14 protein-coding genes are annotated in these 12,623 nt (G+C 64.7%); 10 read left to right on the top strand and 4 right to left on the bottom strand.

Annotated features, from left to right (window positions below; all coding sequences use genetic code 11):
• Position 1: 1 nt before the first annotated feature.
• Positions 2-523, top strand: a complete 522-nt coding sequence (locus ACM42_RS22850; RefSeq protein WP_271530046.1) for a PRC-barrel domain-containing protein — start codon at positions 2-4, stop codon at positions 521-523.
• A gap of 23 nt (positions 524-546) precedes the next feature.
• Positions 547-1,833: an MFS transporter gene (locus ACM42_RS22845; protein ID WP_271530045.1), complete on the top strand. Its 1,287-nt coding sequence runs from the start codon at positions 547-549 to the stop codon at positions 1,831-1,833.
• Positions 1,834-1,898: 65 nt separating this feature from the next.
• On the opposite strand, the gene ACM42_RS22840 is transcribed toward ACM42_RS22845, so the two are convergent.
• From ACM42_RS22840 to fixL, 4 genes are all read right to left on the bottom strand, one after another.
• Positions 1,899-2,597 (bottom strand): helix-turn-helix domain-containing protein, encoded by a 699-nt coding sequence (locus ACM42_RS22840; protein ID WP_271530044.1) that lies wholly within the window; start codon positions 2,595-2,597, stop codon positions 1,899-1,901.
• Positions 2,598-2,700: 103 nt separating this feature from the next.
• Entirely contained in the window at positions 2,701-3,114 is a 414-nt protein-coding gene (locus ACM42_RS22835; protein ID WP_271530043.1) for a response regulator transcription factor, read from the bottom strand.
• 43 nt (positions 3,115-3,157) lie between these two features.
• On the bottom strand, positions 3,158-3,775 hold the full coding sequence (gene fixJ, locus ACM42_RS22830) for a response regulator FixJ (protein WP_239622118.1): 618 nt from the start codon (positions 3,773-3,775) through the stop codon (positions 3,158-3,160).
• 3 nt (positions 3,776-3,778) lie between these two features.
• Positions 3,779-5,296: a sensor protein FixL gene (gene fixL / locus ACM42_RS22825; RefSeq protein WP_271530042.1), complete on the bottom strand. Its 1,518-nt coding sequence runs from the start codon at positions 5,294-5,296 to the stop codon at positions 3,779-3,781.
• 216 nt (positions 5,297-5,512) lie between these two features.
• Here fixL and ACM42_RS22820 point away from each other — a divergent pair, with 216 nt between their 5' ends.
• The 8 genes from ACM42_RS22820 (at position 5,513) to ACM42_RS22785 (ending at position 12,615) form a co-directional block, all read left to right on the top strand.
• On the top strand, positions 5,513-6,346 hold the full coding sequence (locus ACM42_RS22820; RefSeq protein WP_271530041.1) for a universal stress protein: 834 nt from the start codon (positions 5,513-5,515) through the stop codon (positions 6,344-6,346).
• A gap of 38 nt (positions 6,347-6,384) precedes the next feature.
• A complete protein-coding gene (locus ACM42_RS22815) occupies positions 6,385-6,810 on the top strand; it encodes a CBS domain-containing protein (protein ID WP_271530040.1) in 426 nt (141 codons plus the stop codon).
• Positions 6,811-7,071: 261 nt separating this feature from the next.
• Positions 7,072-8,721: a cytochrome-c oxidase, cbb3-type subunit I gene (ccoN, locus tag ACM42_RS22810; RefSeq protein ID WP_271530039.1), complete on the top strand. Its 1,650-nt coding sequence runs from the start codon at positions 7,072-7,074 to the stop codon at positions 8,719-8,721.
• Positions 8,722-8,733: 12 nt separating this feature from the next.
• Complete coding sequence (gene ccoO, locus ACM42_RS22805; protein WP_271530038.1) at positions 8,734-9,468, top strand: cytochrome-c oxidase, cbb3-type subunit II; 735 nt, start codon at positions 8,734-8,736, stop codon at positions 9,466-9,468.
• A 13-nt stretch (positions 9,469-9,481) separates the two neighbouring features.
• Positions 9,482-9,646 (top strand): cbb3-type cytochrome oxidase subunit 3, encoded by a 165-nt coding sequence (locus ACM42_RS22800; RefSeq protein ID WP_028179361.1) that lies wholly within the window; start codon positions 9,482-9,484, stop codon positions 9,644-9,646.
• A gap of 6 nt (positions 9,647-9,652) precedes the next feature.
• Positions 9,653-10,528 carry a cytochrome-c oxidase, cbb3-type subunit III gene (gene ccoP / locus ACM42_RS22795; protein WP_271530037.1) on the top strand — a complete coding sequence of 292 codons (876 nt, stop codon included), beginning with the start codon at positions 9,653-9,655 and terminating at the stop codon, positions 10,526-10,528.
• 118 nt (positions 10,529-10,646) lie between these two features.
• Positions 10,647-12,113, top strand: a complete 1,467-nt coding sequence (ccoG, locus tag ACM42_RS22790) for a cytochrome c oxidase accessory protein CcoG (RefSeq protein ID WP_271530036.1) — start codon at positions 10,647-10,649, stop codon at positions 12,111-12,113.
• Between the two features lie 16 nt (positions 12,114-12,129).
• The gene (locus ACM42_RS22785) at positions 12,130-12,615 is read left to right on the top strand and encodes a FixH family protein (RefSeq protein WP_271530035.1); all 486 of its coding nucleotides are present in this window, start codon (positions 12,130-12,132) and stop codon (positions 12,613-12,615) included.
• Positions 12,616-12,623 lie beyond the last annotated feature (8 nt).

The raw sequence follows: 12,623 nt of genomic DNA, 5'->3' as shown, positions 1-12,623 counted from the left end.
CATGCGTGCGATCGGAGCGTTGATCCTGAGCGTGGCGATCGTGGTTGCCCTGACGGTCGCACCGTCGCGCGCCGCGGAGGATCAGCCCGTAGGGCAGGATGAAGCGAATGCGCCGCCGACGGCACAGCCGCCGGTCTCGACCGTTCCGGTGACGCCCAAGGACGCCGCGCCGCCACCCTCGGTGACCATCATCGGCGCGAGCGAGGCCCACGGCGTGCTCGGCCGCGACGTTCGCAGCGCCGCCGGCGAGGACATGGGCCGTATCGTCGACGTCATCGTCGATCGCACCGGCCATGTGCGCGCTGCGGCGATCGATTTCGGCGGCTTCCTCGGCGTCGGCAGCCGCAAGATCGTGGTGGACTGGAACGCGCTGCGCTTCGGCAAGATCGCCAACAAGAAGGACAGCATCACGCTCGAATTGACCAAGGCGCAGGTCGCGGCCGCGCCGGAGTACAAGGAAGACACGCCGATCGTCGTGCTCGGCGCGTCCGGCAGCCTTCAGCCGCTGCAAGCGATCCAGTGAGGTGCCGGGAGGGCTCAACGCCTGTGCTGTTGTCGAGGAAGCCAAACCATGCGGATCGCGGCGGCCGCGCCGAGCAGGACAACGTCGCTGCGCCGTCGGCCGCGGGTATTCCGGCGCCCTCGCGCCAGAGCCTGCGCGGCCTCGACTGGTTCATCTTCTTCCTCGCCGACGTGCAGACCGGCTTCGGTCCCTTCATCGCGGTCTACCTGACGACGCAAAAATGGACCCAGGTCGAGATCGGCCTCGTGCTGTCGATCGGCGGCATCGTCGCGTTGATCGGACAGATGCCGGGCGGCGCGATCATCGATGCCGCGAAGTCGGAGCGTCTGGTCGCCGGCCTCGCGATTGCGACCATCGGCGCCTGCGCGCTTGCCTATGCCGCCATGCCGATCTTCCCCGTTGTGGTCGCCGCCGCCACCTTGCACGCAGCGGCGAGCTGCGTGCTCGGGCCGGCGATCGCCGCGATCAGCCTTGGCCTCGTCGGTCCGTTCGCGATCGGCGAGCGGCTCGGCCGCAACGCGCGGTTCGCCTCGCTGGGCAACGGGGTCGCGGCGGCGGTGATGGGCACCGCGGGCTATCTCCTGTCGAGCCGCTCGGTGTTCCTGGTCACCTTCCTGCTCGCGATCCCGACGCTGATCGCGCTCTCGCGCATCCGCGAGAATGAGGTCGACATCAGGCGCAGTCACGGCGAGATGCCGCCTGAAGCCGCGGACCGCGGCGATACCAACATCTGGCACTTGATCCGGCAGCGTCCGTTCATCGTCTTCGCGCTCAGCGTGCTGTTGTTGCAGCTCGCGAACGCCGCGATGATGCCGCTGATGGCGAGCGCGGTGACGGCGCGGTCGAGCCAATGGGCGACCGTGCTCGTCGCCGCCTGCATCATCGTGCCGCAGGCGATCGTGGCGCTGCTGTCGCCCACGGTCGGGCGCAAGGCGCAGCTCTGGGGCCGGCGTCCGCTGCTCCTGATCGGATTCGGCGCGCTGACGATTCGCGGACTGCTGTTTGCGACCGTGCGCGATCCCTATCTGCTGGTGCTGGTGCAGGTGTTCGACGGCTTCACCGCCGCGGTGTTCGCAGTCATGATTCCGCTGATCGTGGCCGACGTCGCCTTCGGCAGCGGTCATTTCAACCTGGCGCAGGGGATCGTGGGGACTGCGACCGGCATCGGCGCATCGCTGAGCACGGTGCTCGGCGGCTATGTCAGCGACAAGTTCGGCAATGCCACCGCGTTCATCGGGCTGTCCGGCGTCGCCGCGACGGGGCTCCTTCTGATCCTGCTGATGATGCCGGAAACCCGGCGCAAGGCATGATCGCGACAAAAGAAAAGGCCGGCCGAATCGGGTTCGGCCGGCCAAGTCACGGGGGAGAAAAACGGTTAGGCGTCGAGATTGTGCAGGCGCTGGCGGTTGCGCAGCACGATCTGGCGGGCGCCGGAGAAACCGAGAATGCCCTGGGCGTGAAGCTGCGACAGTGCGCGCGACACGGTTTCGAGGGTGAGGCCGAGATAATCGCCGATGTCGCGGCGGCACATCGGCAGCGCCATCATGCCGGCAACGGCGAGGCGGCGGTCCATTTCGAGCAGGAAAGTCGCAACACGCTCCATCGCGGTCTTGCGGCCCAGCAGCAGCATGTGGTCCTCGGCATGACGAAGCTCACCGGCGGTCATCGCCCAGAGCTTGCGGGCAACCTGCACGTCGGTGCCAGCGGCCTTCTCGAGGCTCGCGCGCTTCACGAGGCGCACGGTGGTGTCGATGATGGCTTCCGCGGCGAGGCGGTGAGTGGGACCGGATTCGAGGCCAAACACGTCGCCGGGGAGATGGAAGGCACCGATCTGACGGCGACCGTCGGAGAGAAGCTTGTAGCTGCGCACCGCGCCGGTGACCACCTGATAGACGTATTCGGCCGCCTCGTCGTCGCCGTAGATCTCCTCGTCCTTGCCGTAGGAGAACTCGGTGGCGACCAGACCGACATGGCCCGTGATCGCGCCGAACTGGTCGGTTGCGGGGTGGGCAGGGGCAATCTTGCCACCGATTTGGGTGTTGATCGCCTGGGTGTTGATTGTCTGGGTCAGCATCTGCGCCATCTCCGTTGTGATGGCGCTTTCCTACGCGGTATCGGGGGCTTCGAAAATTTCGAGCGATATCTTAAGGGGGGTGCCTTACGTAGAATCCCGTAGGTCAGGCGCGGGGGCGGTCCTGGATGGCGTGGCGGATGCACTTGACCAGGTTTTCATCGAGTAGCGGCTTCAAAACCACGTCTTTGATGCCTGCCGTCGCCGCCCGGGCCGAGATGTTGTCGTCGGGATAGCCGGTGATCAGGACCACAGGCGCGTCGCGGTCGGATTTGCGCAGCCGGCCGGCCAGGTCGATGCCATTGATGTCCGGCATCTTGTAGTCGATGACGTAGCAGTCCGGTCCAGGCGCGCTGACATTGAGCAGCGCCGTGCCGCTCCTGAAGGTCCGCACGGCGAAGCCGTCGGTCTCCAGCAGGAACCGCAGGGATCCCAAGACGGCGGCATCATCGTCGACCACAAAGACGGTGGGCTGTGGGGAGGACGACGTCCACGCGCGATGTGAGCTGACCTCGATCATCTTTTCCGGTTAGCATGGCCCCGGAAAGGCGCCTTGACTTGCCTCAATCGTTGAGCATGCCGGCGCGCATCGCCAGGCGGACCAGTTCCGAGAGGCTGCTCGCCTGCATCTTGGTCATGACGTTGGCCCGGTAGACCTCGATGGTGCGCGGGCTGATGTCGTATTCGCGGGCGATCAGCTTGTTGGAAAGGCCCGCGACCAGCCCTTCCATGACCTGACGCTCCCGGGGGCTCAAGGACGCAACGCGGGCGGCGATGTCCTGCGCGACGGCTTCGTTCTTGGCGGCGGGCTCGGCCTGGCGGATCGCCGAATCGATCATGGCGGTGAGGCGGTCGTCATCGAACGGCTTTTCCAGGAAATCGACCGCCCCGAGCTTCATGGCCTCGACCGCGAGCGGCACGTCGCCATGACCGGTCATGATCACGATCGGGAAGGGGCTTTGCTGCGCCTTCATCCGCTTCAGCAGCTCGATTCCGTCGAGGCCGGGCATGCGCACGTCGGAGACCACGCAGCCGAAGTCGAGGCCGGGCAGGGCTTCGAGAAAGGCCAGGGCATCGTCGAACAGGGTGACGTCGAAACCGGCGGAATCCAGCAGGAAATTCAACGAGTCCCGCATCGCTGCATCGTCGTCGATGACGTAGACGTGTCCCTTGGTCGTCATGATTCAGCTCTCGTCGGTTGCCGGCAAGGTGAAGCGGAATGTCGCTCCGCCCGCCGCGTTGCTCTCGGCCCACATGCGGCCGCCGTGAGCCTCGATGATCGAGCGGCTGATGGACAGTCCCACGCCCATGCCGGTCTCTTTGGTGGTGAAGAAGGTCTGGAACAGGTTTGGAATGACGTCGTCCCGGAAGCCGATGCCGGTGTCTGAGACCTCCACCTCGATCATGTCGTCGCCGACACGGGTGTTGGCGACGACGAGCTCGCGGTGCGGCGACTGCGCCATCGCTTCGAGCGCGTTGCGGAACAGGTTCACGAGCACCTGCTGAACCTGTACGCGGTCGGCGAGGACGAGATCGGCGTCGGGATCGAGGCTGAAGCGGAGTTGCACGTTCTGCTCGCGCGCGCCGGCGAGCCCGAGCGCGCCGGCTTCCTCGATCAGCTTGGACAGGCTCTCGACCCGCTTCTCCGATTCTCCGCGGGAGACGAAGTCGCGCAGGCGCCGGATGATCTGGCCGGCGCGCAAGGCCTGCTCCGCCGCCCGATCCAGCGCACTCTCGACTTTCGGCGTGTTGGGATCGCTGCTGCCCGCGAGGAGGCGCCGCGACCCCTTCATGTAATTGCTGATCGCCGCCAGCGGCTGGTTGAGCTCGTGGGCGAGAGCGGAGGCCATTTCGCCCATCGCGGTCAACCGCGACACGTGCACGAGCTCGGATTGCAGCTCCTGGAGCCGCGCCTGGGTCTGCTGGTGCTCGGTGAGGTCCCGCACGAAGCCGGTGAAATGGGGCTCGCCCGCGCGTTGCGTCTGCCCGACGGACAGGTGCATCGGGAAAGTCGTGCCGTTTCGGCGCTTGCCCGTCACAATCCGGCCGATGCCGATAATGTGCGGATCATTCGTCCGGAGATAGCGCGCGAGATAGCCGTCATGACGCGACTGGTCGGGCTCCGGCATGAGAATGCTCACGTTCCGGCCGATGGCTTCCTGCTTGCTGTAGCCGAACAGCCGCTCCGCGGCGCTGCTGAAGAGCTGCATGATGCCGCGCGAATCGATGACGATCATGGCGTCGGGCACCGTTTCGAGAATCGAGCGAAGATGATTCTCCTGCGAGCGCAGGGCCTCCTCGAGCTGCTTTTCCTCGTTGATGTCGAGGAATATCCCGCTGAGATGACGTGGCGCGCCCGAATCGTCCCGGATCACACCGGCCCTGGCTCGGATCCATTGACCGTTTCCGGACGCGCCGCCGACCTTGAAGGACAGGTCAAGTCCCCCGCCGCCGTCCGAGGTGCGCCCGATCTCCTTCAGGAGGTGGTCCCGATCGCCCGGCTCCAGCAGCGAAAGAAAGAGATCGTAGCTGAGGGCCTGGTCCCGCTCGAGGCCAAATAGCCGCTTGGCCGTCTCCGACCATTCAAGTTCGCGCGTCTGCAGATCAAGGTCCCAGGTGCCCACCCCGAGTCCCTCGATGCGGATCCGGAAATGTTCGCCCCGACCATCGTCTGCCGGATGGGTCACGCGGGTCGACGCCAAGCTCTGCTCCTATCCTCGGCGGGCAGGCAGGATGCCTTTACCGCTACGGCAATTTCGCCCAAGGCTCGCTCGGAGGCAAGCGCGGACGTTGAATTCGCTGGCGGATTTCCCGCTGAACGGCGCGGGAGCCAGAAGCGCCTGTTTTGATCTATCTCAGCCTGTTGCGCGTCAGCAGGTTTAGGATTCGAAAAAATTTGGTGATGCTGGAGATACCCGATGACATATGCGACCGTCATGGTCAGCTTGACACTCGATCAGCCCAACGAGGCGCGTCTTCAGGTCGCGGGCGAGCTCGCCGAACGATTCGAGGCTGCTATCGTCGGGGTCGCCGCAGCGCAGTTCGCGCCGCCACTCTATTTCACCGACGGCACCGAGGCGCAAGCGCTGATCGACGAGGGCGAAGCTTCGGTCAAGCGGCGGCTGGCCGACCTGGAAGCACAATTCCGCGCGGCCACGAAGAATCGCGGCGGGCATGTGGAGTGGCGCAGCGCCATGGATTTTCCGGCGCGATTCGTCCTGGCGCAGGCGCGTTGCGCCGACATCGTCGTCAGCGGAGGGCGGAGCCCGGCCTTCTCCGATGCTTTCTCGCTCGCGAGCCCCAAGGATCTGGTGCTGCAGGCCGGCCGTCCGCTTCTCGTCGTCCCCGATCGGGTCAACTGGCTCGACCTGCGCAACGTGCTGGTGGCGTGGAAGGATACGCCGGAGGCGCGGCGGGCGGTGGCCGACGCGCTGCCGATGCTGCGCAAGGCGAGGGAGGTCACCATCGTTGAAATTCCAGAGAAGGACGACGACCGTTCGGCCGTGATGGCCGGCGTCATCGACGTCGCCGCCTGGCTCGGCCGTCACGGCGTCACCGCAACCGCACGCGTCTCGGAGGCCGCAAGAGACGAAAGCCCCGCGGCGCATCTGGAGAAGGTCGCCGGCGACGTCGGCGCCGGCCTGATCGTCGCGGGCGCTTATGGTCATTCGAGGTTTCGCGAACTGATCCTCGGGGGCGTCACCCAGCATCTGGTTACGCAAACCGCCCGCAGCGTGCTGCTGTCGCACTGACCGCCGGCCGGTCAGTATCGAATCGAGGAGGACGCGTCGTGTATAGATTTCTTGAACAGACTGTCGACGGCTACATGACGCGCAACGTCAAGACGGTGCAGCGCGGCCTCGACTTGTTCCAGCTCAGCGAGATGTTCGAGGCCGACGATTTCAACTCCTATCCGGTCGAAGACGACGGGCAGGTGGTCGGCATCGTCACCAAGTTCGACATCCTGAAGTGCTTCGCCTTCACGCCGAGCCAGATGTTGCCGCGCTACGATGACCTGATGAGACGCAAGATCGGCGACATCATGACTCCCGAGTTCATCTATGTCAGCCCCGACACGCGGCTGACACGCGTGCTCCAGATCATGGTCGAGCACCGCATCAGGAGCATCATCGTGCTCGACGGTGCACAGAAGCTGGTCGGCATCATTGCCCGCGAGGACGTCATCGCGGCGCTCAAGGCGACGGCGCGGGACTGAAGAGGAGCTCCGTGATTTTACGGAGATGTTTCTCCTCTTCCCTTCTCCCCTTGTGGGAGAAGTGGCATAGGCGGCCTTCGGCCGCCGTTCTCGAAGACGCCGAAGTTTGCCGCGCCTCGTCCTCCCCCATAGGGGGAGAGGACACTTCAACTGGCGGCGTATCGGCTCACATTAACAGAAATCCATTCAGCTTGATTTCAATCAATTCCCCGCGAGGGTGAATGTGATTTCTGGCAGCGTGTTCTTTCAGAGAGAATCCGCATGAGCCAGCCCTCCATCCCCAAATCCATGACCATCGGTGAAAGCGGCTTGGCTGTCGTGTTCGCAGTCACCGCTTTCCTTTGCGTGATCGCCTCGGCCAAGGCGCTCGATGCGCCCTTCGCCTTTCACGCCGCGCTCAGCGCGGCGGCGAGCCTGGCTGCGGTGTTCTTCATCGTCAACCGCTACTTCGAACGGCCGGCGGCGTTGCCGCCCCAGGAAATCAACGGCCGCCCGAACTACAACATGGGGCCGATCAAGTTCTCGGCCTTCATGGCGATGTTCTGGGGCATTGCCGGATTCCTCGTCGGCCTCATCATCGCCTCGCAGCTGGCCTGGCCCGCACTGAACTTCGATCTGCCCTGGATCAGCTTCGGCCGCCTGCGGCCTCTGCACACCTCCGCCGTGATCTTCGCCTTCGGCGGCAACGTCTTGATCGCGACCTCCTTCTACGTGGTGCAGAAGTCCTGCCGCGCGCGCCTCGCCGGCGACCTCGCGCCGTGGTTCGTCGTGCTGGGCTACAACTTCTTCATTCTGATCGCCGGCACGGGCTATCTGCTCGGCGTCACCCAGTCGAAGGAATATGCCGAGCCGGAATGGTACGCCGACCTGTGGCTGACCATCGTGTGGGTCGTCTATCTGCTGGTCTTCCTTGCCACCATCTTCAAGCGCAAGGAGCCGCACATCTTCGTCGCGAACTGGTTCTATCTCGCCTTCATCGTGACGATCGCGGTCCTGCATCTCGGCAACAATCCGGCGCTCCCCGTCTCGGTGTTCGGCTCGAAGTCCTACGTCGCCTGGGGCGGCATCCAGGACGCCATGTTCCAGTGGTGGTACGGGCACAACGCGGTCGGCTTCTTCCTGACCGCCGGCTTCCTCGCCATCATGTACTACTTCATCCCGAAGCGGGCCGAGCGGCCGATCTATTCCTACCGGCTCTCGATCATCCACTTCTGGGCGCTGATCTTCCTCTACATCTGGGCCGGCCCGCACCATCTGCACTACACGGCGCTGCCGGACTGGACGCAGACGCTGGGCATGACCTTCTCGATCATGCTGTGGATGCCCTCCTGGGGCGGCATGATCAACGGCCTGATGACGCTGTCGGGCGCGTGGGACAAGCTGCGCACCGATCCCGTGCTGCGCATGCTCGTGGTCTCCGTCGCCTTCTACGGCATGTCGACCTTCGAAGGCCCGATGATGTCGATCAAGGTGGTCAACTCGCTCAGCCACTACACCGACTGGACCATCGGCCACGTGCACTCCGGCGCGCTCGGCTGGGTCGGCTTCGTCTCCTTCGGCGCGCTCTACTGCCTGGTGCCGTGGGCCTGGAATCGCAAGGGCCTCTACAGCCTGAAGCTCGTCAACTGGCACTTCTGGATCGCGACCCTCGGCATCGTTCTCTACATCTCGGCGATGTGGGTGTCCGGCATCCTTCAGGGCCTGATGTGGCGCGCCTACACCTCGCTCGGCTTCCTCGAATATTCCTTCATCGAGACCGTCGAGGCGATGCATCCCTTCTACATCATCCGCGCCGCCGGCGGCGGGCTGTTCCTGATCGGCGCGCTGATCATGGCCTACAATCTCTGGATGACGGTTCGCGTCGGCGAGGCGGAAGTCCAGATGCCCGTCGCTCTTCAGCCGGCGGAATGAGGAGCTAAAGAAATGTCGTTCTGGACACGCCACCAAATCTTCGAAAAGAACTCGATCATTCTGGTCGTCGGCATCCTGCTGGTGATCGCCATCGGCGGACTCGTCGAGATCACGCCGCTGTTCTACCTCAAGAGCACGATCGAGAAGGTCGACGGGGTCAGGCCCTACACGCCGCTGGAGCTCGCCGGACGCAACGTCTACGTCCGCGAGGGCTGCTATCTCTGCCATTCGCAGATGGTCCGGCCGCTGCGTGACGAGGTCGAGCGCTACGGTCACTTCTCGCTCGCCGCCGAGAGCATGTTCGACCATCCGTTCCAGTGGGGTTCCAAGCGCACCGGTCCGGACCTCGCCCGCGTCGGCGCCAAATACTCCGACGACTGGCACGTGACCCATCTGACCAACCCGCGCGCGATCGTGCCGCAGTCGGTGATGCCGGGCTATCCGTTCCTCAGCAGGGCGGAGATCGACCCGGATGCGATCGCCGGCGACATGCGCACGCTCAGGACCGTCGGCGTACCCTATAGCGACGAGCAGATTGCCAATGCCGCCGCCGACCTGAGGGCGCAGGCCGATCCGGACAACGCCGGCACCGATGCCTTCGGCAAGCGCTACGCCAAGGCCGTCGTGCGCAATTTCGACGGCAAGACCGGCACGCCGACGGAGATGGACGCGCTGATCGCGTACCTGCAGATGCTCGGCACGCTGGTCGACTTCAAGATCTACAACGAGAAAGCCAATCTTCGCTGAGAAGGCATGAACGATGAAAGCCATCCTGACCGTCCATAATCTTGCGTCCGATCTCGTGACGACGATCTGGACACCGGTGTTCGTCGCGATCTTTCTCGCGATCGTCGCCTACGCTTTTTGGCCCCGTAACAAGGCTGTGTTCGATAAAGCAGCGCACCTGCCGTTGCGGGAGGAGTAGAGAACCATGACCGATCATTCTAGCGACATCGATTCCGTCTCCGGCAAGTCCACGACCGGTCACGAGTGGGACGGCATCAAGGAGCTCAACACGCCGCTGCCGCGCTGGTGGGTGATCACCTTCTATCTCACCATCGTCTGGTCGATCGGCTACTGGATCGTCTATCCGGCCTGGCCGCTGATCTCCAGCAACACCACCGGCGTGTTCGGCTACTCGTCGCGCGCCGACGTCGCGGTCGAGCTCGCCAACCTCGAGAAGATCCGCGGTGACAAGATGGTGGCACTGGGTGCGGCCTCGCTTGCCGACATCGAGAAGGACCCCGCTCTGCTGGCGCTCGCCCGCGCCAAAGGCAAGACCGTGTTCGGCGACAATTGCGCGCCGTGCCACGGCTCCGGCGCCGCCGGCGCCAAGGGCTATCCCAACCTGAACGACGACGACTGGCTGTGGGGCGGCACGCTGGACCAGATCATGCAGACCATCCAGTTCGGCGCGCGGTCCGGTCATGCCAAGACGCATGAGGGCCAGATGCTCGCCTTCGGCAAGGACGGCGTGCTGAAGCCGGACGAGATCGTCACGGTCGCCAATTACGTGCGGTCGCTGTCGGGCCTTTCCACCCGCAACGGCTACGACGCCGCCAAGGGGCAGAAGATCTTTGCGGAGAACTGCGCCGCCTGTCACGGCGATGCCGGCAAGGGCAACCAGGAGCTCGGCGCACCGAACCTGACCGACAAGATTTGGCTCTACGGCTCCGACGAGGCGAGCCTGATCGAGACCATCGGCCAAGGCCGCGCCGGCGTGATGCCGGCCTGGGAAGGCCGGCTCGATCCCGCCACCATCAAGGCGATGGCGGTCTATGTCCACTCGCTCGGCGGCGGCAAATAGCCGATCCGCGACCGACGACTTCCGGCGGGGGCGAAGAAAAGCGCCCCCGTTTGCGTTGGATCAAGGGACTTTCCGGCGTCGGGTCTAGGTTTAATCGCACCTCTTGAAAGATTCAGCGATGAACAAGGCCGTCAATCCGAACGAACTGAAGCCTGCGGACGACAGCGGGCCACTCTATGCGGCCCGCAAGAAGGTCTACCCGCAGAGCGTCTCGGGCACGTTTCGGCGGATCAAATGGACCCTGATGGCGATCTGCCTCGGCGTCTATTATTTCCTGCCGTTCGTACGCTGGAATCGCGGCCTCGGCGCCCCCAGCCAGGCGGTGCTGATCGATCTTCCCAACAGCCGCTTTTATTTCTTCTTCATCGAGCTGTGGCCGCAGGAGGTCTACTACTTCACCGGCCTGTTGATCGTGGCCGCGGTGGCGCTGTTCCTGATGAACTCGGTCGGCGGCCGCATCTGGTGCGGCTATCTCTGTCCGCAGACGGTGTGGACCGACCTATTCTACGCCGTCGAACGTCTGGTCGAGGGGGACCGGCGCGAGCGGATGAAGAAGGACAAATCGTCCGATCCGCTGAAGCTCGAGCGCATCTCCGAGATCGTGCTCAAGCATTCGATCTGGATCATGATCGCCTGGTGGACCGGCGGCGCCTGGGTGCTCTATTTCAGCGACGCGCCGACCCTGGTGAAGGAGCTCGTCACCTTCCAGGCGCCGATGATCGCCTATATCTGGATCGGCATCCTCACCGCGACGACCTACCTCCTCGCCGGCTTCATGCGCGAGCAGGTCTGCACCTATATGTGCCCGTGGCCGCGGATCCAGGCGGCGCTCACGGACGAATGGGCGCTCAACGTCACGTATCGCTACGACCGCGGCGAGAAGCGCACGTCGGTGAAGAAGGCGGCCGAGCTGCGCGCGCTCGGCCAGCAGGTCGGCGATTGCGTCGACTGCTACCAATGTGTCGCGGTCTGCCCGACCGGCATCGACATCCGCAACGGACCACAGCTCGAATGCATCCAGTGCGGGCTCTGCATCGACGCCTGCGACAACGTGATGGCGAAGATCGGCCGGCCGAAGCGTCTGATCGGCTACGACAACGACATCAACATCCACCGCCGCCAGGAAGGCAAGGCGCCGATCTACCGCATCGTCCGCGCCCGCACCGTCGTCTACAGCGCGATCATCGCGGCGGTCGGCGGCATCATGATCTACACGCTCGCGACCCGCAGCCTGCTCGACGTCAACGTGCTGCACGACCGCAATCCGGTCGCGGTCAAGCTCAGCGACGGCTCGATCCGCAACGCCTACACGGTGCGGCTGCTGAACAAGAGCGGCTATGACCGCGTCATCGCGATCGACGCTGACGGGCCGGTCAATTCGACCATTCACGTCGTCGGCGTCGATTCGGTGACCCCGGATCGGCCGATGATCGTGATCCCGCGCGACTCGACGAGCGAGCTCCGCCTGCTCGTCACCGCGCCGGCCGACAACAACCCGGAGAAGTCGATTCCGGTCCGCTTCCACGTCACGGACATCGGACTCGGCGTCGTCGCGTCCGCCACCGACAATTTCGTCGCGCCTTAGGGATCAGGAGACTGCCATGGCTTCCAAGCCTCTGACCGGAACCAAGGTCTTGCTGATGCTGGTCGCTTTCTTCGGCGTCGTGATCGGAGTCAACGGGACCATGATGAAGCTCGCGATCGCGACGCTGCCCGGCACCGACGTCGACAGCCCCTACGCCGCGGGCCTCGTCTATGACCGCGAGATCTCGGCGGCGCAGGACCAGGCCGCGCGCAAATGGAAGGTCAACGCCCATATCGAGCGCCGCAGCGACGGCGGCGCCTCGGTCCAGGTCGAGGCCCGCGATGCCGGCGGCCAGCCGATCTCCGGGCTCAAGTTCGGCGGCCGGCTGGAGCGGCCGACCGACAAGCGTGCCGATCTCGCCGTCGAGCTCACCGAATCCGGCATCGGTCTTTATCGCGGCAGCGCCGCGTCCGTCGCGGCGGGCCAATGGGACCTGGTGATCGAGGGCGAGGCGCGGGGAACACGCGTGTTCCTGTCGCGCAACCGCGTGATCCTGAACTGAAGGACTTC

Origin of the sequence: Bradyrhizobium sp. CCBAU 25338 (assembly GCF_028128965.1) — a bacterium.
Taxonomy (GTDB): Bacteria; Pseudomonadota; Alphaproteobacteria; order Rhizobiales; family Xanthobacteraceae; genus Bradyrhizobium; species Bradyrhizobium liaoningense.
Note: the sequence above shows the minus strand (reverse complement) of the source record. Positions and strands in the feature narration are given on the sequence as shown.